Annotated in this window: 21 protein-coding genes; 2 read left to right on the forward strand and 19 right to left on the reverse strand. The window is 36.9% G+C overall.

Translation table 11 applies throughout. From position 1 onward, the window contains the following. Window positions 1–215: 215 nt before the first annotated feature. The 11 genes from OWO01_RS12990 to xylA all read right to left on the reverse strand — a co-directional run bounded on the left by OWO01_RS12990 (window position 216) and on the right by xylA (window position 16,332). Window positions 216–1,400: a PDZ domain-containing protein gene (locus OWO01_RS12990; RefSeq protein WP_268780891.1), complete on the reverse strand. Its 1,185-nt coding sequence runs from the start codon at window positions 1,398–1,400 to the stop codon at window positions 216–218. A gap of 236 nt (window positions 1,401–1,636) precedes the next feature. Beyond that, complete coding sequence (locus tag OWO01_RS12995) at window positions 1,637–3,124, reverse strand: S41 family peptidase (protein WP_268780892.1); 1,488 nt, start codon at window positions 3,122–3,124, stop codon at window positions 1,637–1,639. Window positions 3,125–3,248: 124 nt separating this feature from the next. After that, window positions 3,249–4,670 carry a murein hydrolase activator EnvC family protein gene (locus tag OWO01_RS13000; RefSeq protein WP_268780893.1) on the reverse strand — a complete coding sequence of 474 codons (1,422 nt, stop codon included), beginning with the start codon at window positions 4,668–4,670 and terminating at the stop codon, window positions 3,249–3,251. 83 nt (window positions 4,671–4,753) lie between these two features. Beyond that, a complete protein-coding gene (gene ftsX, locus OWO01_RS13005) occupies window positions 4,754–5,638 on the reverse strand; it encodes a permease-like cell division protein FtsX (RefSeq protein ID WP_268780895.1) in 885 nt (294 codons plus the stop codon). Beyond that, window positions 5,628–6,314, reverse strand: a complete 687-nt coding sequence (gene ftsE / locus OWO01_RS13010) for a cell division ATP-binding protein FtsE (protein ID WP_268780896.1) — start codon at window positions 6,312–6,314, stop codon at window positions 5,628–5,630. Before ftsE ends, ftsX begins: the two co-directional genes overlap by 11 nt. Before the next feature lie 190 nt (window positions 6,315–6,504). Next, window positions 6,505–7,371: a YitT family protein gene (locus OWO01_RS13015; RefSeq protein ID WP_268780897.1), complete on the reverse strand. Its 867-nt coding sequence runs from the start codon at window positions 7,369–7,371 to the stop codon at window positions 6,505–6,507. Between the two features lie 474 nt (window positions 7,372–7,845). Next, window positions 7,846–8,947, reverse strand: a protein-coding gene (gene prfB / locus OWO01_RS13020) for a peptide chain release factor 2 (RefSeq protein ID WP_268780898.1) whose coding sequence is annotated in 2 segments (ribosomal slippage) — window positions 7,846–8,874 and window positions 8,876–8,947 — 1,101 coding nt in all. Because the reading frame shifts where the segments join, the coding sequence is not laid out codon by codon here. 96 nt (window positions 8,948–9,043) lie between these two features. Then, window positions 9,044–11,551, reverse strand: coding sequence for a preprotein translocase subunit SecA (gene secA / locus OWO01_RS13025; protein WP_268780899.1), 2,508 nt, complete (start codon window positions 11,549–11,551; stop codon window positions 9,044–9,046). A 482-nt stretch (window positions 11,552–12,033) separates the two neighbouring features. Beyond that, window positions 12,034–12,657, reverse strand: coding sequence for a hypothetical protein (locus OWO01_RS13030; protein WP_268780900.1), 624 nt, complete (start codon window positions 12,655–12,657; stop codon window positions 12,034–12,036). A gap of 685 nt (window positions 12,658–13,342) precedes the next feature. After that, window positions 13,343–14,839: a xylulokinase gene (gene xylB / locus OWO01_RS13035; protein ID WP_268780901.1), complete on the reverse strand. Its 1,497-nt coding sequence runs from the start codon at window positions 14,837–14,839 to the stop codon at window positions 13,343–13,345. Window positions 14,840–15,006: 167 nt separating this feature from the next. Continuing rightward, the gene (gene xylA, locus OWO01_RS13040; RefSeq protein ID WP_268780902.1) at window positions 15,007–16,332 is read right to left on the reverse strand and encodes a xylose isomerase; all 1,326 of its coding nucleotides are present in this window, start codon (window positions 16,330–16,332) and stop codon (window positions 15,007–15,009) included. Between the two features lie 256 nt (window positions 16,333–16,588). Between xylA and OWO01_RS13045 the strand changes: the two genes are divergently transcribed. After that, window positions 16,589–17,776: an ROK family transcriptional regulator gene (locus OWO01_RS13045; protein ID WP_268780903.1), complete on the forward strand. Its 1,188-nt coding sequence runs from the start codon at window positions 16,589–16,591 to the stop codon at window positions 17,774–17,776. A gap of 149 nt (window positions 17,777–17,925) precedes the next feature. Here OWO01_RS13045 and hpf read toward each other — a convergent pair whose 3' ends face one another. Further along, the gene (gene hpf, locus OWO01_RS13050) at window positions 17,926–18,471 is read right to left on the reverse strand and encodes a ribosome hibernation-promoting factor, HPF/YfiA family (RefSeq protein WP_268780904.1); all 546 of its coding nucleotides are present in this window, start codon (window positions 18,469–18,471) and stop codon (window positions 17,926–17,928) included. 377 nt (window positions 18,472–18,848) lie between these two features. On the opposite strand from hpf, the gene OWO01_RS13055 reads away from it, so the two are divergent. Then, window positions 18,849–19,133: a DUF4190 domain-containing protein gene (locus tag OWO01_RS13055; RefSeq protein WP_268780905.1), complete on the forward strand. Its 285-nt coding sequence runs from the start codon at window positions 18,849–18,851 to the stop codon at window positions 19,131–19,133. Window positions 19,134–19,181: 48 nt separating this feature from the next. Here the strand turns inward: OWO01_RS13055 and OWO01_RS13060 are convergent, their stop codons facing one another. The 7 genes from OWO01_RS13060 to OWO01_RS13090 form a co-directional block, all read right to left on the reverse strand. Then, on the reverse strand, window positions 19,182–19,535 hold the full coding sequence (locus OWO01_RS13060) for a flagellar protein FliT (protein WP_268780906.1): 354 nt from the start codon (window positions 19,533–19,535) through the stop codon (window positions 19,182–19,184). After that, entirely contained in the window at window positions 19,535–19,933 is a 399-nt protein-coding gene (gene fliS / locus OWO01_RS13065) for a flagellar export chaperone FliS (RefSeq protein WP_268780907.1), read from the reverse strand. Before fliS ends, OWO01_RS13060 begins: the two co-directional genes overlap by 1 nt. Window positions 19,934–19,954: 21 nt before the next feature. Then, entirely contained in the window at window positions 19,955–21,457 is a 1,503-nt protein-coding gene (locus OWO01_RS13070; RefSeq protein WP_268780908.1) for a flagellar hook-associated protein 2, read from the reverse strand. A gap of 30 nt (window positions 21,458–21,487) precedes the next feature. Further along, window positions 21,488–21,871 carry a flagellar protein FlaG gene (gene flaG / locus OWO01_RS13075; protein WP_268780909.1) on the reverse strand — a complete coding sequence of 128 codons (384 nt, stop codon included), beginning with the start codon at window positions 21,869–21,871 and terminating at the stop codon, window positions 21,488–21,490. 189 nt (window positions 21,872–22,060) lie between these two features. Beyond that, window positions 22,061–22,747, reverse strand: a complete 687-nt coding sequence (locus OWO01_RS13080; protein ID WP_268780910.1) for an ABC transporter ATP-binding protein — start codon at window positions 22,745–22,747, stop codon at window positions 22,061–22,063. Further along, window positions 22,747–23,838 carry an ABC transporter permease gene (locus OWO01_RS13085; protein WP_268780911.1) on the reverse strand — a complete coding sequence of 364 codons (1,092 nt, stop codon included), beginning with the start codon at window positions 23,836–23,838 and terminating at the stop codon, window positions 22,747–22,749. Before OWO01_RS13085 ends, OWO01_RS13080 begins: the two co-directional genes overlap by 1 nt. Before the next feature lie 737 nt (window positions 23,839–24,575). After that, the gene (locus tag OWO01_RS13090; RefSeq protein WP_268780912.1) at window positions 24,576–26,021 is read right to left on the reverse strand and encodes a phospholipase D-like domain-containing protein; all 1,446 of its coding nucleotides are present in this window, start codon (window positions 26,019–26,021) and stop codon (window positions 24,576–24,578) included. Between the last annotated feature and the right edge of the window lie 16 nt (window positions 26,022–26,037).

A 26,037-nucleotide genomic window follows, 5' to 3' on the forward strand; every position in this document is an offset into this window, starting at 1 on the left:
GACGCTATCACCCCGAAGGCTTCAAGGGCCTTTAGGGCTAACAATTAGTGAGGAAATACCTAACTCCCCCACTGATTGAAGTTTCACTTTATCATTGTATGATTACAATTAGTTTTTATTTCTATTTTCAGATACTTTCATCACAATATTAGGACAGGCTCACAAAAGAACAATGACAACAAATCTAGGTTTAAAGAACACAGGAAAAGTTGTTTCTAAGATGCATCGGAGGAGTCAAATGTTGGATCACAAGCAAAAATAATACCTAATTCATGATGATCTCCTTGATAAAGCGCTCGTTGTGCAAAACGTAGTTCACCACGCTCATCAATAATATCCAATTTACAAAATGCACTATTCATTTGTAATGCTTGATAAAATTCGGATTGTTCTTCTATTTTTTCTCCGTTCACTTTGACAATCGTTTCTCCAATTAGTAACCCAAGATCTTCAGCTGGTGAACCAGGTATAATAGCCAATATTTTTAGACCTTGAGAATTTGGACTGAACAAAATTCCTCTCGCTTGATCTTTTAGCTTCCATCGATAAGATAACCATTCCCTACCAATTAAAGCGACTACTACACTAACTATTGTAAATACACCCATGAAATAGCCGGATATAGAAAAGCCAATCACCAAAAACCCTAGTATGAATAAGGACTGACTAAAAGCCTTAGCTGCTTTAACAGGTAAAGATCCTCGAATTACGTGTTCAAACCCAATAATAATTGGGAAGAACAATATTCCATATGTATTCTCACCAAACTCGATAACTGGCCACCATTCAGCAAAAGGAGTGATTAATCCAGCAGGAATAAGCGTTCCAAATGGAAGAAGAGCAATCTTTTTGATTCGATGCTGACCAACCCACTTCCCGCGCTTACTTTTCATTATTTCAGGAAAAGTTTGATCTTGTCCTACTTTTAATAAAATAACAGCTTCAAATAGCAAAAGAAGCCCCATTAATGTGGTAAAGGCAACCCATTGATAAACCGTAATATCTGATTGTAGTAGCTCTGGTAAATAATCACGATAATATGGGAAGAACAACAATGCAATGGTGGTAAAACCAAATGTATATGCACTAGAAAGCCATGTGAATTTTTTATGAATAGAAAATAATATCGTAAATAAAATAAGTCCTATAATCATGAGATTATGCAACACAACACCTAATAATAATGAAACAGCTATCAATCCCAGTCCAAATAGTAGAGATAACAAACGTGTTCCATAGACTTCATCATATAAATCATAGATTTTGCTACCGAATTTTTTTCTTTCTTGCTTTATTCGACTAGTTGATGCAAAAAAAGTAATGATAATAAACCAATAGAACAACGGATTTAGGAAAAACCTTCCTATTCCTTTTGCTAATTCAATTAGCCAATCTTCCATCTGTAAACTCCTCCAAACGCGATTCAATTACCTATCCTGTAAAACAGGAGGGTTTATCGCAACTTAATTAAAAATAGTGCTATCTCCTATATTCTATTTATTTTTTTCTAATTCCTGCATAGTAAAGCTATTTAAGCAAAAATAATCCGCCCTTAAGCATGGGCGGATTATTTTTCATCCTGATATAACTAACCATCATAGGCACAGACAAAACCCTTAATGATTGAAGTTCTATCTTATTGAAAAAGTACTTCAAATGCTTTTTCACGTTGCAGATCGTTCTCTCCACTTCTTATCTGTTCTATCAAGTTCACTTGAAGCAATTCAGCTGTTTGGCTATTTAATTCGCCCGATTCTTCAATTGATTGATCTGATTGGAATTGGATCAGAGCATCTTCTGTTTGTTGACTAAAATACCCATCGGTTCGGTCAACTTGATATCCCAGTCCTCGGAGCATAATTTGAGCGAAGCCAATATTGTCATCACTATCATTATAGACAAACGCATCTTCTTCTACTTGGATCGGAGCTACATAATAATACTCTGGTTGTTCAACCTCAATGGTTGGCTCTACACCAACACGATGTATCGATGTGCCTTCAGGCGATAACCAATTAAACAAGGTTAATTTGATTGAACTGCCATCTCCCATTGGAATTGTCTGTTGAACAGTTCCCTTTCCAAAACTTGTCGTACCAACAATTGTTGCGTCTATTGCTTCACGTAATGAGATCGCTAAAATTTCTGAAGCAGATGCGCTGCCTTCATCAATTAAAACACTAATAGGATAATCTTTTGGTTCTTCAAGAGTAGAGTAGTAACGCTCCACCTCACCTTGACCATCTTCAATTTGCATGTATGGCTGATCTTTGGTTATAAAGATTTGTAAGATATCTTGAATCACTGGCAATAACCCACCAGGATTACCTCGAACATCAATCACTAAGCCGTCAATACCTTCATCTTCTAATGTCGCTAAATCTTCTTTAAAACGCGCACCAGTATTTTCAGAAAAAGAAGTTATTTGAATAAACCCTACATGATCTCCATTGACTTCTTGACTTTCTGTATAAACAGTCTCAAGAGGAATCGTATCACGTACCAACGTTATCGTTATCTCGTTGGACACCCCAGGGCGAATAATTTCGAGGGTAACTTCTGATCCCTTTTCTCCACGAATTTTTGATACAGCTTCAAACAGATCTAACCCTTCGACACTTTCGTCATCTACAGTTAAAATTTGATCATTTGGTCGCAAACCTGCTTTTTCAGCCGGAGAATCTTTAATTGGTGCAACAATGGTCACACGACCATCTACCATGCTTACCTCTGCACCTATCCCCTCAAATGAGGATTCAATTTGTTCATTAAATCGCTCCATTGATTCCGAATCCATGTATTCACTATACGGATCATCTAATGTATTAAGCATGCCACGCACAGCACCCTCAATCAGATCATCATCTTCGACTGATTCTAGAAAGTATTCTTGTATAATTTGAAACGCTTGAACAACCTTTGGCAATGCTACAGAATCACTGATACTTTCAATGATTTCTTGATATTCAGCTTCTGATAGAGTGGTTGTGCCATCTGATTCTTCGGTCAAATCATACATAGGCGAATCCTCTGTAAAGAACATTGTACCAAAGTATGTACCTATCCCCCCTAGGAAAACAGCTAAAATAATCATGGTTACGAAAAGACTTTTCTTTATTTGCACAATATTCACCTCAATAATTTGTCCTATTCTTCTAGTGTATCATATTTATGTGGAAAAAAGGCATCACAACGTAGCGTGCGATGCCCTAAAAAGAATATATGCTTCTAGTTTCTTTCATAGTCTTTTATGGTGATAAATAATTGAGTGGGTTTAATGAACTATCTCTACCTCTCCAGTGCCCAGTATGAACTTCAAAATGAAGATGTTGTCCAGTGGAATTACCTGTATTGCCCATTGTCGCAATTTTTTGTCCTCGTTGAACCTGATCCCCTGCTCGTACTAGAGTAGTTCCACTGCGCAAATGAGCATATAAGGTGGAGATTTGTTGCCTATTTCCATCACCATTAAGATCTATATAGTGTGTTATCAAAATCGTATCACCATAACCTCTCATCAGTCCATCATTTTCCGTATAAGTTGCTTGTACAATTCCAGCTTCAGCGGCATAAATTTCTTGATATCCAATTTGAGCAATATCTATCCCAGTGTGAAATCTATATGGTTCACCAGTAATTGGATGAGTACGATAACCATATGGTGAAGTTACCCTTCTTGTTGAAGCAGGCCAAAACAAGACAGCATTATTTGAAGCTTGATCGTTTTGTGGCTCTTGTGCTAATTGGGCTAATCTCTGTTTTTCTTCCTCTTCTTTACGTGCCAACTCAATCGCTTTTTCGAGGGCTGCGACGGAACTGCGTTGAACTTCTTGTAGGTCTGCCAAAGTTATTTGATATTCTTCTAACTCATCATATTCATCTTCTAATGTAGCCATTAAATTTGTACGGTCATCGATTTGCTCATTTAACTGGGCTTGTAAGTTAGCTAATTCTTGCTGTTGAGCAACCAATGTGGCTCTTTGGTTTTCTAATTCATTCTTGTCATTATCTAACCGTTCTTTATCAGCAGTTAATTGATCTTGTTTTTCTTCAACCAGTGCTACGCTTTCTTCTAAACTTAACTTATCCGCCTGCTGCCTCTCGATGATAGTATTATCTTGATCAATAATACGTGTTACAGCAGTTACTCTATTAATAAAATCACCGAAGCTTTGTGCGCCCATTAACACTTGTAAGTATGTTACATCTCCACCATTGTGTTGAATAGAGCGCATCCGATTTTTTATTAACTCTTCACGGTCGGCAATTCTTGCCATTAAAATATCAATCTCGTCATTAAGATCTATAATCTCGATTTCAGTTTGTTCAATTTCTATTTCTGTTTCTTTAATAGACGTCTCGATCGTTTTTATTTGCTCATTTGTTTTCGTTATATCATTTTGCTTGTTGGCAAGATTTGCTTCCGTTACATCTAATTCAGCGTTGATGTCATCGATCTCTTGACTAACTTCTGCTTGCTTTGCTTCATTTTCAGCAAGTTTTTGTTCTGCATCACTGGAGTCTTGATCAATACTATTACGTTCTTCTTCTAATTCTTTCAATTCTCTTTCTAGATCAGCAATACTCTGTGCAGTTGTCGTATTTCCTGAAGGCAAAACAAAACTAACTAGTAATGTTACAATAAATAGATAAGCAAACCATTTCTTCATGCCAGAAATCCTCCTTTTTCTTTTCAAATCTCCCACTATATCAAACTATTAATTTATGTAGGTATAGCCTCTTGAAATAGAGGCTACACTTTAAGGAATTTACGAACACTCATTACACTTCCCCAAACGCCTATACATGCGCCAATGGCAAGAACAAGAAATGATAATTGCCATACAAATGGGTTAAATGGAAGTATCTCAATAAAACTAAACTGATTAACTGATTCAATGTTTTGATCTAGAAAGTAATAACCGCTTATTAGTAAGGCGATAGGTAAAATACTACCAAGTACGCCTAATAGAAGTCCTTCAACAAAGAACGGCCAACGTATAAACCAATTTGTTGCGCCAACAAGTTTCATTATTTCGATTTCTTTTCTTCTAGCCATAATCGTTATTTTAATCGTATTTGAGATTAAGAAAATAGCCGTAAAGACAAGCGCTAAAATAAGTACCAGACCAATGTTTCGAGCATATTGGTTAAAACGGAACAAATTCTGCACAACATCTTGTCCATAGTTAACGCGTTCAACTTGATTGAAATCAGCTATTTCTTCTGCTATTTCAATCGTATCGTGCGGATCCGTTGCACGCACAATAAATGCATCATTCAGAGGATTATCATCCTCATAAGCACCCCAAATATCGCCCATACTAGAAACTAAAGCTTGTAATTCTTCATCTCTGGATGAAAAAACTACTGATTCCACATTATCAATTTCTGCTAGATTCTCTCCGAGTTCAATCGTTTCCTCTTCCGTCGCAGTCAAATCTACTAGAACCTTTACTTCTACATCTTCTTCTAAGTTACTAGCCACATGATTTAAATTCATCATTAAAGCTAAAAATGTGGCCACTAAAATTAATGTTGTCGTAACTGCACCTACTGAAGCAATGGTCATCCAACTGTTTCTCCAACTATTCTTCAATCCTTCACGGAAATGTCGTTTCACTGTTCTAAGTTTCATAGCCATAATCACCTCTATGTTGGTCACGCACAATTAATCCACCTTCAATGGCAATTACACGTCTTTTTATCGTGTTGACAATCTCTTTACTGTGAGTGGCCATTATAATCGTTGTACCCGCAGCATTGATTTCTTCTAATAGCTTCATAATCTCCCACGATGTATCCGGATCTAAGTTTCCTGTTGGCTCATCCGCAATTAATAGTTTTGGATAGTTAGCAATCGCACGAGCAATGGATACTCGTTGTTGTTCTCCACCGGAAAGTTCGTCTGGTATAAATCTCGCCTTGTTTTTTAAACCAACCTGATCTAATACTTCCATTACTCTTTTTCTAATATTACGTGGGGTCTCTTCGACAACTTCTAATGCAAAAGCAACATTTTCATAGACAGTCATCTTCGGTAGGAGTTTAAAGTCTTGGTATACAACCCCAATATCACGACGTAAGAGCGGGACCTCTTTCCATTTCATTTTTAATAGATCAAAATTATCAACTTTAATTGAACCACTAGACGCTATTTCTTCACGAAAAATTAGTTTAATAAAAGTAGATTTTCCTGCGCCACTCTGACCTACAAGATAAACAAATTCACCAGCATCTATCGAAATATCTACACCATTAAGGGCTGAAACGCCATTAGGATATGTTTTTTTCACATCTTTCATTTCTATCATAATATATACTCACCTTTACGATTAGATTTATTGACACAAACTGTAATATTCTGTCGCATCATGAATCTATTTTATTATAACATCTAACCATGGTTTTTTTTCATTACAATTTCATTTCAAAACGTGACATAATCTTCATAGGTAATTTCAAACATGGGTAGCAAGGAAAGGTTATGCTTTTCAGACATATTTAGCCTTTTGTAAACCCTTCACCTAGCACTTCACTGGCGTTCATCACAACAATAAACGCATTTGGATCAGCATGCTTAACTACTTGTGTAGTTCTACTAAACTCTCTTTGATTCACAACACACATGATCATTTTTCGTTTTTGGGCTGTGTAGCCTCCTTCTGCATTCCAAACCGTTACTCCACGATCAATTTCTTGAAGTAAAACTTGCCTTACTTCTTCAACATAATCCGTAATAATCATAATACTTTTGGAAGTATTAAAACCAACTTGAACAAAATCAATCGTTCTACTTGTTACAAATAACCCGATCATCGCATACAATCCTTGTTCTACAGAGAAAACAAAAGTCGCTGTCAAAACAATTAAGCCATCAAACAAAGCAACACATATACCAAGTGGTAACGGAAGATATTTGTGGACAATTTGTGCTGCCAAATCGATGCCGCCCGTTGATCCTTTTCCTCGAAAAACGATGCCAATCCCTAATCCAGCACTCATACCACCAAATATTGCTCCAAGCAACGGATCTGGAGTTGCTGGTGACCAGTCACTCGTAAAATACACGAAAAGAGGAACCATAATCGTACCGACAAGAGTTTTCACCCCGAATTTCTTCCCTAAAATGGCGATTCCGATAAAAAACAATGGGATATTAATTGCCCATTGTACAATGGAAGGCTGCCATCCAAATATGGAATTTGTTATTGTACTTATCCCTGCTACGCCTCCAGAAGCAACATTATTCGGTAATAAAAACAAATTAAATGCAATAGCTACAAAAAAACAACCCAGTAAAACGAAACTATATTCTATAAAATAAACCAAAGACTTGGGCATTGGTTCACGACGATATTTTGCTATCATTTTTAGTCACCTCTAATTACTTTTTTTAACCTTCTGGAGTATATCATTTTTCTACAATATCTAACAACCTGTTCACAGAAATAATTCGACAATTAATTAAAACTTCAATCAATAGAGGGCAGGATCTTTTCCGCTGATAATTAGCCCTAAAGGATGATCTAAAGATTCTTGAAGCTGTTAGGAACTTCCTTCTGATACTCCCATTGAACTAGCTTTTATATTTTTGTTTTTTAGGTAGGAGTCTTACAAACTGTTGCTCTGAGACTAGTTCATAAATTAGTAGTGATCTCGGGGCTTTTGGTTCTGTTATGGTAATAGAGAATTTGAAGTTCGTAATATAGGAATTTGCGTGCATTCTTCGCGATTTACAGGCGGCTTTTCGAATTTAGATGCTACTTTTCGAACCCACTTGCGATCATCAAAATAAAAAAGCATTTCGCTGTTCAAATCAAACAACAAAATGCTTTTAAAACTTTAATTCATTTGTTCACGTAAGTATGCATTGATGAAAGGATCTAAATCCCCATCCAGTACAGATTGTGTATTGCCTGTTTCTACATTTGTACGATGATCTTTTACCATAGAATAAGGGTGGAAAACGTAAGAACGAATCTGACTTCCCCAACCAATTTCTTTTTGTTCACCACGAATTTCACTAATCTCTGCTTGTTGCTTCTCAATCTCCAATTGATAAAGCTTAGCTTTTAACATCTTCATTGCTTGTTCTCGGTTTTTGATTTGCGAACGCTCAGACTGGCAGGTTACAACCGTGTTCGTAGGTACATGAGTAATTCGAACAGCTGAATCAGTCGTGTTTACATGCTGACCACCCGCACCACTAGCACGATACGTGTCAATTTTTAGATCTTCTGTATTAACCTCGATATCGATGTCATCGTCTAATTCGGGCATGACTTCACACGAAGCAAAAGAAGTGTGTCTTCTTCCGGATGAATCAAATGGAGAGATTCGAACAAGACGGTGAACTCCTTTTTCAGCTTTTAAATAACCATAAGCATTATGCCCTGTAATCAATAGTGTAACACTTTTCACACCTGCTTCTTCCCCTGGTAAATAATCAAGTGTTTCCACTTTAAAATTCTTTCGTTCTGCCCAACGTGTATACATTCGAAGCAGCATACTAGCCCAGTCTTGTGATTCGGTTCCCCCTGCACCTGGATGAAGCTCCAATATTGCGTTACTCTTATCATAAGGTTCACTAAGAAGAATAAATAATTCGAACTCATTCAAAGCTTTTGTTAAAGGAATTAATTCATCTTCTAACTCTTGTCTAAGATCCTCATCCGCTTCTTCCTTGACCAACTCATAAGAAACTTCCAGATTTTCAAGACTCTCCACATGCTTATCAAAAGTTTGGACTAGTTCTTTAAGGGCATTAGCCTCGTTTATAACCTTCTGTGCCGCTTGTTGATCATTCCAGAATTCAGGGTCACTCATTTCCGCTTCTAATTCAGCGATACGCGTTCGCTTTTCTTCTAAGTCAAAGAGACCCCCTAAAGTCTGTTAATTTTGTTGCCATTTTCTCAAGTTCTTGCTTTATTTCTGCTAATTCCAATTTCTTCACCTCGATAATAGTATTTAACCCTAACAAAATTAAACTCGAATATATAGAGGACACTCTCTAGCGAAAGAGAGTGTCCTTGTTCAATGATTATCGCCCGTGACATTGCTTGTATTTTTTTCCACTACCACAAGGACATGGGTCATTACGACCGACAGTTTCTGCTTTTACAAACGGTGTCTTCTTCTTTTGCTTTTTACCTTGATCACCAGATACGGCTGTCGCATTTTTTGCAACTTCTTGACGCTTTAAGTTTTGTCGAACTTGTGCTTTCATCACATAACGTGCCACATCTTCATTTATCGAGGCGACCATTTGTTCAAACATTGCAAAACCTTCCATTTGATACTCACGTAATGGGTCGTTTTGACCGTAAGCACGAAGGTGGATACCTTGACGAAGTTGATCCATTTGGTCAATATGATCCATCCATTTTGTGTCCACTGAACGTAATAAAATTACTTTTTCAAATTCACGCATTTGCTCTGGACCTAAATCTGCTTCTTTTTCCACATACTTTTCACGAACTTTATCCATAATAAACGCAATGATCTCGTCAGGTTCTTTATCCTTCAAATCAGCTTCTGTTAGATAGTTTTCTTCGACTAAGTTTGCATGAACATACTCTGTAATCGCGTGTAAATCCCACTCTTGATGATCATCATCTTGTGTGTGCGTTTGTACAGTTTCGGTAACAACCGATTCGATCATTGTTTCAATAATTTCTCGTAAATTATCTGAATCAATTACATCAAAGCGCTGTTTATAAATAATTTCACGTTGTTCACGTAATACATCATCATAAGAAAGGATGTTTTTACGTGCATCAAAGTTATTTCCTTCCACTCGTTTCTGAGCAGATTCTACTGCCCTAGAGATCACTTTACTCTCGATCGGTTGCGAATCATCCATACCGAGCCGCTCCATCACTGCTCGCATGTTATCTGAACCGAAGCGTCGCATTAAATTATCTTCCATAGATAAATAAAACTGTGTAACCCCAGGGTCTCCTTGTCGACCTGAACGACCACGTAACTGATTATCAATTCGGCGAGATTCATGACGTTCTGTTCCAATTACAGCTAACCCGCCAAGTTCAATGACACCTTTACCTAATTTAATATCTGTACCACGTCCTGCCATGTTGGTAGCTATCGTGACAGAACCTAGTTGACCAGCATTTTCAATAATCTCTGCTTCTCGATAATGATTTTTTGCATTTAAAACATTATGATTAACTCCTGCCCTTTTTAACAATTGTGAGATTAGCTCAGAGGTTTCAACTGCCACTGTACCTACGAGAACAGGTTGACCTGATTGATTACGTTTTTTAATTTCTTCTACAACTGCACGATATTTCCCATCTATTGTTTTAAAAATTAAGTCTGGACGATCATCACGCACAATTGGTTTGTTCGTAGGAATCGCAAGGACATTCATGTTGTAAATGTTGCGAAATTCTTCTTCTTCCGTCTTTGCAGTACCCGTCATACCAGCTAATTTCTCATACATACGGAAATAGTTCTGGAATGTGATCGAAGCTAATGTCATGCTTTCATTCTGAATTTGCAAACCTTCTTTTGCTTCAATTGCTTGGTGAAGACCATCACTATAACGGCGGCCTTTCATTAAACGTCCCGTAAATTGGTCAACAATGACAACTTCGCCTTCTTCCACTACATAATCCGTGTCTCGATGCATGGAAGCATGGGCTTTTAACGCTTGATTAATGTGATGGGTTAATGTAACATTCTCCAAGTCAAATAAGTTCTCTACACCAAAGAAGTTTTCGGCTTTATTAATACCTTCTTCTGTTAGTTGAACCCCTTTTGTTTTTTCATCAAAACTAAAATCAGCTTCTTTTTTTAATGTGCGTACAAATGCATTAGCTTGCTGATAAAGACTTGCTGACTTACGGGCAGAACCCGATATAATTAACGGTGTACGTGCTTCATCAATTAAAATCGAATCGACCTCATCAATTATCGCAAAATGCAAAGGACGTTGTACCATTTGATTTTTGTAAAGTACCATATTATCACGTAAATAATCAAAACCAAATTCGTTATTAGTTCCATAAGTGATATCTGCTAGGTATGCTTCACGTTTTTGTTCTTTTGTTAGACTGTTAACATTTAAACCGACAGTTAATCCAAGAAATTCAAAAAGTTGTCCCATTTCTCGTGCATCACGATCTGCTAAATATTCATTTACGGTAATAATGTGAACACCTTTACCTGATAACGCGTTTAAATAGGCAGGCATCGTTGAGGATAACGTTTTTCCTTCCCCAGTTTTCATTTCTGCAATATCTCCGCCGTGCAAAACAATGGCACCTAATAACTGCACAGGGAAGGGACGCATATTTAATACACGTTTTGATGCTTCGCGAACAAGTGCATAGGCTTCTACCATCAAGTCATCCAAGGTTTCACCGTCTTGATAACGTTTTTTAAATTCGCTAGTTTTCTCCTGTATTGCATAATCAGACAATTGTTCATATTCCGATTCCAACGCTTCTATTTCATCGACTGACTTTTGAAGTTGATTTAATTGACGTTGGTTACCGTCAAACATCTTTTTAAGTAATCCACGCATAATATACGCTCCTCTATTTAGTAAAAATGGCTAACAATACATGCTGTTAATCTACCCCTTATCATAACACTAGCATATGGCAAAAACAAGAATGTTTCTCTAGTGATAAATTAAGCTACGAAAGGGTACAATACAATGATTAGTGCACATGATTTCATAGTTTGTACTACTCATCATCATTTTTTAAAAAAATCAACTGGTATGAAATACATATAGTCCAAAATTGCCTTCAATACGTTATAATCGTTGCTTTTGCAAGGCTCCTACCTCTGGTTGCCAATACCGTTTTACATTTGGATGATTCAGTTGCTTTATTACTTGTCTAGCAGATTCTGCTCTATCTCTTAGGGAGCCACCATGATACTATAGCAAGATGGGAATTCATTTTTATCAACTAATTCAGCGATTCGAATACCATCGTTAACTATTGCATCTTAGTAGCTAAGTCAGCAAATCAAACATTGAAAATGTTTCTGATGAAATTATTGCTCATTTAAAGCATCCAAAACGAGTTCCACACGATCCCAATTTCTTCCGGTGGCAGGGAAGAAAATATAACTGGATTCAAACGTTTCATGTTCCTTAAAGGGAAACATTTCTTTCGCACTGATCGCATAAATTTCCTCATCAACAATAAGTAATTCATGTCCCGCTTCTTCAAATCTAGAAACATCAATTTTATCCGTTATTGGTACAAAAATGTCTTCATTAATTAGCTGCTCAATAAAAGCAACATTTGTAACGAAAAGATCAATTTGACCTAACGTAAGACTAATAAACATTCTCTCCGTCATTTCGTAAGGGTTATTTTCTAACAGACCACTTTCATGGTATACATGCTCAAAATACAAGTCAAAATCATCGAAAACGAATTCATACATTTCTTGCTCTATTGCTCTAATTTCTTCATCATCCGCTTCGCTAACTACTGTTATTCCCAACACTTCAGGTTCGGATCTGAAAGCCCCTCCAATAATAAAGACGACAAAAAATAGAAAAGCTATTGTACCAACAATATGGATCTTATAATACTCCCAAATATAATCGAGTTTTTCTTTTCGTGACATCCCCTGTAAAGCATCTCGCAAACGCAACCCCAACCCCATATAACTGCACCCCTTTTTTTATTCTAGTATGGGAAAACACTTACCATCATGCTGGTAAGTATAGTTTTTTTCTTCGAGATTTGTACACCTTTTTTTTGGTTTTCTTTATGGTACTTTCTATGTTACGTAAATCTTTTAAATCAGTAACCAGTGTTTCAAAGAGTTAATATCATGGTCTTGCAACTGAATAGAATGCATCCATTAAGTGAACCCGCTAAAACTTGATCTCCAATCATTTTACACGCTATGGTGAATTTTTCAACAATTATTATATCCGTGAGAATATGGAAGTAATTTCAATCCAGAAGACTGGTCGCTATTCCTCCACAAATATTCGTTGTACCATGCGAGATGTTAGTTCCCAACATTCTAATTATAGAATTTCCCCTCGTATACAACATTGTTTAAAATGTTTTCAAAAATGGGAGAGTGCTAGTATAACACAACTTACTGGGGCACAACCAGCTAATGGAGTTTCTGTTAACCTTGCTCGCTAATTCACCATTTTATCTACTCAGACGAGCAAAAAAAACTCTCGGTTCGCTCTTTATACTCACACATTGATTATATAATTTGAGCCTGCTTCCCAAAAGGGAAACAGGCTCATCAAAGGCATATTTATATAATCATTCGTTTATCAGATCCAGCTTTTCCTTATCAAAAAGGAAATACAAATTAGACGATTTTATCGGAAGGACATTAAGTTTTGGTTTAGCTCTTTCGTTTGTTGATAAACTTGACGATACAGCTGATACAATGATTGATATTTTTTCACATGATCTGGAATTGGTTCGTATACATCTGCCTCCATTAAAAAATGATCTGCACATGCTTGTAGTGTCGAGAACCAACCGCAACCAAGGGCTGCCAACATTGCTGCTCCCATTCCTGGTCCTTGTTCACTTTTCAGTCGAACAATTTTTGCATTAAAAATGTCTGCTTGCATTTGTAACCAAACCGGATTTTTTGCTCCACCACCAATGGAATAAACAGTATCAATCTGTTTACCTTTTTCACGAAATATTTCAATGGATTCTTGAAGCGAAAAGGTTATTCCTTCTAAAACCGCACGCGTGAAATCGACTAGTCGATGAGTCGTGTCCATTCCAATAAAACTAGCCCGAATCGTCGCATCGGCATGTGGTGTTCGTTCACCAACAAGGTATGGCGTGAATAACAACCCGTTTGCACCAATAGGGACAGAAGCTATATCAGCTAACAATGCTTCAAACGATAAACCTGACGCAAAAGTATCTCTAAACCACGAAAGACTATGACCTGCTGATAATGTCACACCCATTGCGTAATATGCATCCTTCTCGCCATGATTGAAGTAATGCACTTTCCCCTCATAATCTTTTTCTCCACTCGGTTCATAAGATAACACAACACCCGAAGTTCCAATGCTGGCAAACGTTTTCCCCTCTGATAAGATGCCTGACCCAATTGCACCACAAGCATTATCTGCTCCACCCGCAAACACTTTTGTCTTGCTAGACAATCCGATGCTAGCTGCTAACTCAGGAATGATTGTTCCTACTTTCTCACTTGATTCAACTAATGGAGGACAAAGTGATTGTGGAATATCAACTGTAGCACAAATCTCCGCACTCCAATCTTTAGCCGCTACATCCAATAAACCAGTTCCGGCGGCATCAGAATAATCCATAGCTAACTGTTTGGTCAGACGATAACGTAAATAATCTTTTGGTAATAAAAACGTTGTAGCTTTAGCAAAAAGGTCTGGTTCATTTTCTTTTACCCAAATGATTTTTGGTAGAGTGAATCCCTCTAATGCCAAATTTTTCGTTATTTCGATATAACGTTCTTTACCTACTTTTTGATAGATTGTCTCGCATTGTTTAGTAGTTCTCGTATCGTTCCATAAAATCGCTGGACGAAGTGGAGTATTTGTTTGATCCAATAAAACCAAACCGTGCATTTGTCCAGAGAAGCTAATTCCTTCTATTAATGTAATCTCTCCATCAAATCGCTTGGTTAATTCTTTCATAGCTAATATGGTCTGGGTAAACCATTGCTCTGGTTCTTGTTCGCTATATCCAGCTTTTGGTTGCAATAATGGATAATCTTTGGCTTCTTGATCCACTACCTCACCGTTCTCGTTTACCAGTAACACCTTTACCGCACTGGTACCTAAGTCAACACCCATTACATACTTCATCTGTACACCTCTTCCTAAGAGAAAAATCGCTTCGTCCATTGCTTTGCGGTTCCATTATAGTTTTCCAAAAAAAGCTCAACATACCGACTCTTTTACATTACCCTTAATGAATAAGGGGAAATTCAATCAGTGAGGTTTTTATCCTCCCCACTGATTGAAGTTTCACTTTATTGATTTGCAATTGCTTTAAATAAGTACTGGTTAATAGTTGCTTTAATAACTTCTAATCGGCCAGACTGATGTTTAATTTCCCCTAACGATAATGCGTGTGCTTCTAATTTTTTAAAATCTGTTGCTCCATTCACTATATCCAAGCCGATTCCCTCACTAAATGTATGGTAACGGTCTGCTAGTATGGACTCAAATACTTGATCATCAATCATTTTTTGCGCTACCTTATACCCGATAGCAAAGCTGTCCATTCCAGCAATATGTGCATGGAATAAATCTTCTGCTTCAAAGGAACCTCTGCGCACTTTGGCATCAAAATTTAAACCTCCTGAACCTAAACCACCATTTTTAATGATTTCATACATTGCTAGTACGGTAGAATATAAGTCTGTTGGAAACTCATCAGTATCCCAACCTAATAAAGGATCTCCTTGGTTTGCATCTACGGAACCTAACATACCATTTACTCGCGCATAGCGTAATTCATGTTCAAATGTATGACCAGCTAAAGTAGCGTGGTTCGCTTCAATGTTTAGCTTGAAGTGATCTTGCAATCCATAATTAAGTAAAAAAGCGTGGGTAGACTGACTATCAAAATCATATTGGTGCGTCGTTGGTTCTTTTGGTTTTGGCTCAATTAAAAACTGTGCATCAAAGTCAATTTCCCGCGCATAGTCTACTGCCATTTGGAAAAAACGCGCTAGATTGTCTTGTTCCAGTTTTAAATCCGTGTTTAACAAAGTTTCATAACCTTCACGTCCACCCCAAAACACATAATTTTCTCCACCTAATTCTTTCCCAATCTCCAATCCTTTTTTCACCTTAGCTGCAGCATAAGCAAAGACATCTGCATGATTAGAAGATGCCGCTCCATGAACAAATCGTGGGTGTGTAAAGTTATTCGCAGTATTCCATAATAATTTCACACCACTATCTTTCATATAACCTTTTATCATTGAAACGATAGTGTCTAAATTTTTATATGATTCTCGCAGACTGTTTCCTTCTGGTGCAATGTCAACATCATGAAAACAAAAATACTTCACTCCCAGTTTTTCAAAAAATTCAAAAGCTGCTTCCACTCTTGCTTTTGCTTGATCCATTCCAGTCAAGTGATCCCAAGGTCGGATCGCCGTTCCTGCTCCAAATGGATCCGATAAATCCTGAGTTAACGTATGCCAATACGCAACACCGAATCGCAAAAACTCTTCCATTGTTTGACCATTGATTTTTTCCGTTGGATTATAAAATTTAAATGCCAAAGGATTCTTTGAGTCTATTCCTTCAAAATTAATTTGTTTAACGCTTTCAAAATAAGTCATTAAAATAACCCCCTTCTAATTTAGCAAGCATTTGCTTAGCTTTAATAAAATTATAGCAAGTTAAACTTAGTTTGTCTAGCGGACAAACTAAGTTTATAGTAATCTTTTCTTTTTTATGTTACATTAATAGTAATTTAACCTGAACAAAAAAATAACGTCGAACGCAACCGTTAGTTCCCTTCCCACTTTAACAACTACTGAGGGGAATCTTATAAACGGTTTCCGTCAGATAACAAGGGAGAAAGAGTGAGTAATCGTGAATCAAACGTGGAATCAACAGATCATAAAAAAAGAAAACAAAATGCTTGTATTAGAAACTGTCAAAGCAAATACCCCTTTATCTCGAGCAAATGTTGCTCAACTTACCGGATTAAATAAAGGAACGGTATCGTCGTTGGTAAGTGAACTTATTGAAGAGGATTTTATTCATGAATCTGGTCCTGGTGAGTCCAGTGGTGGTAGAAGGCCTGTCATGTTACTATTTAATCGTCGAGCTGGCTATACCCTTTCAATCGATTTAGGTGTTGGTTATATTTGGGGGTTGTTAACCGATTTAACTGGAGATATCGTTTTAGAAGAACGGATACATTTCCAGAAAAAAGAATTCAATGCTGTTCTTCCTAAATTAATTGAGTTCATCACCAAACTTCATGCTGCTGCTCCAACAAGTACTTATGGAATTATCGGAATTGGCATTGGAGTGCCTGGTGTAGTCAGCAAACAAGGAGAAGTTTTACTTGCCCCTAACCTTGACTGGAAAAGAATTCAATTGAAACAAGTATTAGAAAATTATTTTTCTACCCCTGTAATCATTGAAAATGAAGCAAACGCAGGAGCTTATGGAGAAATGAAATTCGGTTCTGGCCAGACAGCTAATCACATGATTTATGCAAGTATTGGAAATGGTATTGGGATGGGATTAATATTAAATGGAGAATTATATAGTGGTTTACATGGGTTCGCTGGGGAAATTGGTCATATGACGATTGACAATGATGGGATCGCTTGTCGCTGTGGTAACGTCGGTTGCTGGGAAAGATATGCTTCTGAACAAGCATTAATCGAGAAAGCAATACAATTGGAAATCATCTCCCCAAATGAACTTGCTCCATTTGATCGATTAATTGAGTATGCTAGTAACGGGGATCACTCAACCATTCATTTATTTGAGAACATTGCTGAATATATAGGAATGGGATTAACTAACTGTATCAATATCTTTAATCCTGAACTTGTTATTATTGGGAATCAATTTATTCGAGCGGAGCGGTGGATTCGCCCTGTCATCGAAAAATATATACAGAAGCATACGATTGGTTTTCATCAAGAAGAGCTAAAAATTCAGTTTGCAGAGCCTAAATTTCATTCTTCAGCAGTAGGAATGGCGGCATTTACTATCGAGGCATTTTTTCACAATCAAAACCAATCCAATGGACATAACTAAAGCATGATCTCCTAGCATTGTTAGAAACATAATCCTTCCTTATACGTAATAGTGGTATCAAATTTTTGTCTTAAGTAAAATGGTTCTTTATGCTAAGAGACCATCGCAAACTTGCATTGCGATGGTCTCTATGTAAGATTATTTATTTTTTAATTCGGTTCAATTAAGGCATATTTTCCGTCATTTCTTCGGTAAACTACATTGGTATCTCCAGATTCTGCATTGGTAAATACAAAGAAGTTGTGACCTAGCATATCCATTTGTAAAATTGCTTCCTCTGAATCCATTGGTTTTAGATCGAATCGTTTCGTACGAACAATTTCTAAACCATCTTCTTCGTCATAGTCTAATGTTTCATCTTCCATTTCAGCAAAAACATGTTTTGGAGCACCTTTTTGACGGATTCTTCGATTGATTTTGGTTTTATATTTTCTAATTTGTCGTTCTAACTTATCTACTACTAAATCAATTGCTGCATACAAATCTGTATGCTTTTCCTCCGCTCTTAGTAATAAGTTCGGCATTGGAATCGTAACCTCAATTTCTTGCTCTTCATTATAGACACTTAAATTCACATTGACATCTGACGTTGGAGGGGTGTCAAAATAACGTTCTAGCTTGCTAATCTTTTTCTCCACATACTCTTTTATTGCTCCTGTCACCTCAACGTTTTCACCTCTAATGTTATATTTCATAAAAGTGTCCTCCTTTCTATATCTATAATACTTTATACCCTTTTCTTAATAGGAATAAACCAAAAACAGAAAAATATTTTTATAAAGTGAAACTTCAATCAGTGGGGGTTTTTAGGTATTCCCCCACTGATTGTTAGCCCTAAAGGATGACCTAAAAGGCCTTTGAACCATTCGGGGTGCTAGCGTCCGTTACTCCCACTTAAACAACTTGTTTTTCTTGTTGTTTTGAAGTGGGAGTCTTACGGACGGTTGCTCCGGGATAAAATGATACTTCATTACTTGATTAGATATCTATTAGGTTATTCAATATTAATGAATATTATTACAAAAGCATGCTATAATGAAATCACATATTTTAATGAAAAGGTGATTCTAAAATGGAAACGCAACAATATCGACCAGCACCACCAACAAACGGAAAAGCTATTGCTTCAATGGTTATTGGAATCTTATCAATTATTATTGTATGGTTAGGTGTGGTACTAGGTATTATTGGTATCGTCCTTGCAAATCGTTCATTGAAAGAGATTACTGCCACCGAACAAGGGGGCAGGGGCATGGCTATTGCAGGTCTAACAACCAGTATTATCGGGACATCGATCCATGGCATTCTTCTTTTCTTTATGTTAATATCATTAATAACTTTTAGGAGCGCATTCTAAGTTTATTACAATGTTTGATGGAAAAAACCTGATCAATAGATCAGGTTTTTATTTCTTCTTGTCCCAATATGTTCCGTCATTCGTAACTACATTAATGTACGGGTTCGTGTATTGTTTATTTAATGTTTTTTGCTTCTTCACAGATCGAATCTCTTGTTTAATGTTTGAAAAAATAGCATTCATTTTTTCTGTTATTTCTGCATCAATTGGGAGTAGTTCCTTACCTATCGCTTGTTCTTCTTCTGTATATGGAGGCTCTATACTCTCTAATATATGCGCTCGTTTCTCTAACAATTGATTCATTTCATCCATTTTTTTTTCTCGATCATTTGTAGAAAACGATTCACTCACGCATTCTCTTAGCTCATAGGTAATTGTTTTTAATTGCTCCATCCGCTCCATTAAGCTCTCGCACCTTGTCCGTGTTGTTGTTTTCGTGTTTGCCTTAAAACTTCTTTCCAAGTGTCTCGAAATTCTTCAACCATGCCGTAAGCTTCATCTAGACTTGCAACATCATTTTTAATATTGGCATTCATCAAGGTATGATGAATATAATCATACAATGGCATCATTTGTTTGGATATTTCAGCTTTAGGATCTAAAGTTACCATTAATTCTTGAATAATTCTTTGCGCTTTTTGTATATTCGTGTTTTTCATTTGAAAATCTTCTGTTTCCATACCTTTTTTCGCATATTTGATGAATTTCAAACAACCATTATAGAGCATTAACGTCAATTCTCCAGGGGAAGCTGTATTCACTGAATTATTCTTATACGCTTGGTATTGTTGTTGTGCCATTTTGCCACTCCTTTTAAAACATTAAAAACCACCATTAAATTGTTGAAACATATAATTGGATTGATCATTCATTCGTTGGATTGCTTGTTCCATTCTCGTGAATTGACTCCAGTAACGAGTTTCCACTTGTTGTAATCTCGCTTGAAATGCAGTCATTCGTGTATCAATTTCCTTTAACCTTCTACCTAATGAATACTGTTCTAATGTAGAAGTACTTCTACCCGCTTGTTCACGAATCCTCGCTGTGGTACGATCACCCGTATTATCTAACCGATTAATGATACCTCTTCCTTCACCCTCAACACTATTAGAAAATAATCTTTGCACTGATCTAGCATCATCTTCAAGTGCCTGTCTCAGCTTATCTTCATCGACTTCTAATTTACCACCATCCATGTAATTCGAGGTAGTACTAATCCCAATTTGTGATATATGTGTAAAAGCTCCTTCATTTTTAACAACAGAAGACCAATTCTGACGCATCTGACTTAAAGCGCTGGTAAGAATAGGATCACTTCGTAACAAGCCACTTTTGGCTTGCTCTTCCCAACGTTCAATTTCCGATTCGCTCATTTCATTTCTTTGCGCTTCTGTTAATGGTGGATAATCACGGTTACGTGGTTCTGTCAGTTTACCATTCGCTTTTTCTACAATTTCGTTATATTTATTAACAAAATTCATAATATTATCCACAGCTTTATCCGTATCATTGGCAATTGTCACAAATGCCGGCGAATCCATTTTATTGGTGAAGTTGAAAGTGATTCCGTTTAACGTAGCAGAATTGGTTTTTGATGTTAAATCAACTGCATTATTATACCTGAATTTCGCATCTTCTCCACCTGTTTCTTTTTCTAAGTCTAAGTTTAAGAAATCAAAAAAACCGCTATCATCTACATCAAAATCAATTTCAGGACCATCAGGATTATAATTTCCAGTACCTGTACGCTCCATAATTACTTTATCAGAATTGGCGTCATAAAAAGCTCGAACACCATTATTCTGGTTAGTAATTCTTCTTAAAATACTATTTAGAGAATCCCCTTCTTGGATTTCAATTTCATGTGGTGGTTCATCACCATTGTGATATGTTTTGAAGGTAATCTTTTTTTGAAAGTTGACTGGTCCATCTTCTCCAATTATATCTTTTAATGGCGCTGTAGGATCAATTTTGTTTCCCGCACCGGAGATCCCTTGTTGACTTACATTAATAGCATTCGTTGCCAACTGTGTAACTTCAATACTATAACTCCCTGGTTCTACACTGGAAGTAGCTGTTGCCGTAACTGCATTCGGTTGTGTAGATGTCGTTGTTTTTGCATTGTATGCACTGCTCAGTCTCATATCATACATTATACTGTCTAGCTCAAGAAACATCGCATTGACATCACGATATGCGTCACGTTGCCATTCTAACCTCGTTTTGTCTTGTTCCATCTTATCTAATGGAATGCGTTCTGCTGCCATTAAATCTTCAACAATTCCGTCAATATCCATTCCCGTTGCTAATCCACCTATCCTCATCGTGGTACACTCCTTACTAAATAAATATTTCTATATTTTTTCATCAACAATTAATCCCATATACTCCGCCATTGCTGCGTACATATCTAGCATTTGCTTTGGAGGAATCTCTCGAATAATTTCCTCAGTAGCTGAATCTACTACCGTAACATAATATTTCTCTAGTCTATCATGCAATTCAAATTTTATCGAGGTATTTATCGGTTCCAAAAATTCATTTAAACCTTCTACCATGCTTTCTATTTCTGCGCGGTTAATCACTTCTGGTCGTCTCTCTGTTTCGATTGCGTTTGACTGTTTTGTGTTTGTAATTGTTTGTTGTCTGGATCGTTCGCCTGCAGTTGTTGTAGTTACTTCTAGCTGTTCTGACTTATGCATAAGCTGGGACCCGGAAAGTAACCTTCCCACATCCATACGTAGGCCAACTCCTCTATTTTATATAATTTCTTATTATATCGGCATCCTTTGACTTTTCTTAAATGTTTCTCAACTGTTATAATAGAAATAATAGAAATGCAGTATGAAAACGACAATATGTACCTAGTACTTAACAAAATAAACAAAGACGCTTTTCACAACAAATCTGAAAAGCGTCTTTTGCTATTATTTTTCTAATGTTAATTGACCATCTGCTAGCCGATAAATACGATCACAGTATTTCAACAGATTTTCATCATGGGTAACCATTACGGCTGCCTTCTCTTTGTCTTTCACTTCTTTTGCAATCAGTTCCACAATCTCGGTACTTCGATCACCATCTAAATTTGCTGTTGGTTCGTCTGCTAAAATAATATCTGGTTCATTCATAAATGCACGTGCAATCGCTACCCGCTGTTTCTCCCCACCTGATAGTTGATGCGGGAAATGATTGTTCCTACTCGATAAGCCTACTCCATTCAATAAATCTTTTACTCTCTTTTCATTCGTTTTACTCCACTTACCAGCCATTTCACTCACCAATTTCAATTGATCTTTGGCTCGTAAGTATGGAACTAGGTTGGCAGATTGAAAAATATAGCCTATCGTACGTAAACGAACATCAGCTTTTGCTTTATCTGGATAGGTTGCGATATCCTCGCCATTGACCAATACTTTGCCCTCATCAGGACTCAATAATGCTCCCGCAATCGATAGGAATGTACTTTTACCTGATCCAGAAGGACCGATAACTGCGACAAATTCACCTTTGTGAACATGAAAAGATAAGTCTTTTATCACTTCAATATACTGGTCCCCATCTTTATAGCGCTTCGTAATATTAGCGAGTTCTAACGGCGCTTGATTTGTCATTATTCAGCCCTCCCCATTGCTTGCTGTGGATCAACTTTTACAATTTTTACACTAGACAGCAATGCCCCTAGCAACGAGACAGTTAACAGAATACCTGAATAAACAAATAGTAAGGACAGATCAAAAACAAATGGCATTCCCGGAGGTAGGTTCATCTGAACAAACACGGTAAATGCTATCGCAACCCCTATACTTATTACCGCCAAAGAAAACACTTGTAAAACAGTAGCTCCAACAAGGAAGCTATTTTTGGCACCAATGGCTTTTAACACACCAAATTGATTTATTTTTTGGATGGTTATGATATAGAAAAACGATGCCAAAACAAAGACTGCGATAATAATTAAGAAGGCAATCATCATCATTAACGAGCTTTGTTGTGCTGAATAACCAGGTGTTGCCTGTACAACCGCATCTTTTGTTAACCAATTACCGCCTGATATGATATTTTCAATTCTCGCTTCTAATTCTTCATCTGACTCTTGTAGTAGAATCGCATTCGCAACAGAATCGGGAACGATTTCCATCGAAGCAAATGCATCTTCAGCTATGTAAGCAAGAGGCATATGGCTATACATTTGATTTTCAGCAAAACCAACAACGGTTAATTGAAGTTCTGATTCTTCATTATATAGTTGATCTCCAACCTCCACCCCATCGGCCTGTAATGACTCGTCAACAACAATATACAGGTCCGTTGATGATTCAATAGATTCGCCGGTTACTACACCAGGGTAAACAAAACTATCAGGATCGACTGGTACCAATGTAACGTTTTCTCGAAAATCGCTATCTACGAGATCCAAGCGAATTCGATGCAATAACAACGGCTCCCAGCCCGCTTCTCTATCGATCTCTTCCTCTAAATCAGATAACATAAATCGAGACCGTACTAATTGTTCGTCTGCATCTGTTTCTAAATAAAATCTTTCTGCATCCATCTCTTCCATAGCAACTGCTGTATCAAACGCTAATCCCCTCGCTAGTCCACTAACAATAAAAACAAGTGCCGCGATTAAGAATAGGATAAAACCAATTAACGTATATTTCACTTTAAAGAAACGGATCTCTTTTAATGCTAACGCGAACATTTCATTCATCCCCCTTTTGTTTAAAAACTATTTTAACAATTAAGTGTGCAAAAAGCTACTCATTGGATATACTACCAATCAGAGAAAGACAATAGGTACGTTATTGAGGCTTTTCTCTTTCCTTCTTATATTGTTCTTTATACTGGTACATCTCCTAGTCAGCAACTTTAATAAATGTATCGAAATCGATTTGAACCTCAGTTGAACACCATAAATTTGAAATACATTGCAAATCATCTGAACTCCGAGATAATGATGATTTGATTCAATCGCAAAGAGAATTACCCTGTCACTTTCCGGTTTGGACAAGACACTAGAATCTTCATTTATTTTTGTAAAACTAAACTGAGCGACTGTTGCCGCACCATGTTCTTGAGCTACTATGCCCTCGTTTTTCTCCCTGAAATCACCCACCTCATTGATTGCCTCTGTAACAGATGTCTTCTAATTATAAATCTGTTTAAAATACCTCGTCGATTTTTGGGATTTCCTCGCATTCTCCGAGATTTATTCGCATCTTTTCCAATTTGTTCGCATTCTCCGGGATTTATTCGCATTCTTTTAAAAATGCTCGCATTATTTTAGAAGTAAAAGCCATCCTCTGAATTATCTTTATCTATTCCCGAAAAAATGCAAACCAAAACAGCACTCCTATAATGAAATGCTGTTTTTCAGGTTGTATAAATTTTTGAATCCGACTATTTAAATAAAAGTGAAAATCCAACTCATCGCTTCCTCTATAACAAAAATTCGAAAAACTGAACAAGGATGGTTGTGACAAATGCTAGTCCTCGCTTGAACGAAGATACAGGTGCAGCCATCTCTTCGTACTCAGGGTGATAATCACCAGTCGGTGAAACTGGTAAACTATTTGGAAGAATTGTTTGTTCTTGTTTTTCTATCAACTCATGAGCAAAGGATTCACTATCTATAAACACCATCGACTCCGTGTTTAAAAAAGTACTTCTTGCATCCAAATTAAAAGAACCAACTGCACTAATCTGTTTATCAAATACCATCGACTTTGTGTGAACAGAATCATTAGGACCTTGATATTCATATAAATTTAAGTCACGTCCAGCTAAATCCTTGCGATGATTTCGATACCCTGAATGAGCAACGATATTAGGCGTTGCTGCTAAAGAGTTCGTTAGCAATGTTATGTCATCAGCCGTCACGTTTTCCACATTTAAAAAACGGATCATATTATCCGTTGGAATAATATAGGGACTCTGTAGAAAAATCGAATCTTCCGCTTGTTCCATTAACCTAACCAATTCGATCCAAACGTTAGGCTCCTTATGTCCACGTTCTAGAGAATTATGAACGAAGTAAACTCCATTCGTCGGGTGAAACATTTTTCCCCAGTCGATAGTTTCTTGATATGCTAAAGGTTTGTTCTCCTGCCATAATATATATGTTTCACGAAGTTTTTCCAAGCTGTTCTCTGCTTTTTTCACTTGTCTATTTCGAAGATTATTCGTTGCAGGGGCCGTATATTCGTGTTCCCAAACAAGCTGGAAATAATGAATCATCTCGTCAATTGCACTAATCTGATTCGCTTCGATCTCGCTTGTTCTCTTAATCATCACATCTCGATCAAACACTGCATCTTGATACCCATCAGAAGCAAAATATTTATCTCCAATATTTCTTCCCCCGATTAAAGCTACTTCTTGATCAGCAATGATGAACTTATCATGCAAACGATTATGCCATGTCCAAGGACGCAATATGTCCAAAGTTTCATAAAAGCGTAATTCAATGTTAGGGTGCTTTTCTACAGCATAGATCATATCCCTGTCTTTTCCTCGTAAATTATGAAAAATCCCGTCCAACAAGATTTGCACTTCCACACCACGATCTGCCGCGTCAATGATGGTTGAAAAAAATACAGGGACTGAGTCTCCACCTTGCATGGAATAATAGGAAATATCTAACGAGCTAGTTGCATTTTCTATTACATGCAATCGTGCCATTCCTGCTTTTACGCCATCATCAACCAATGCAACACGATCCTTTGATCGAAAATATTCATAAGCAGATTCTTGTTCAAAAACAGTTGCTTGTATATCTGGAGAATAAAAGCCAAATAACACAACTGCAGTAAGTAGTACATATAAAAGATAACTACCAATCAATCCAAATATAATTCTTTTCACCGATAGATTATATCTTTTCACAAATGATCGATCACCT

This window comes from Natronobacillus azotifigens (genome assembly GCF_026805325.1).
Taxonomy (GTDB): domain Bacteria; phylum Bacillota; class Bacilli; order Bacillales; family Amphibacillaceae; genus Natronobacillus; species Natronobacillus azotifigens.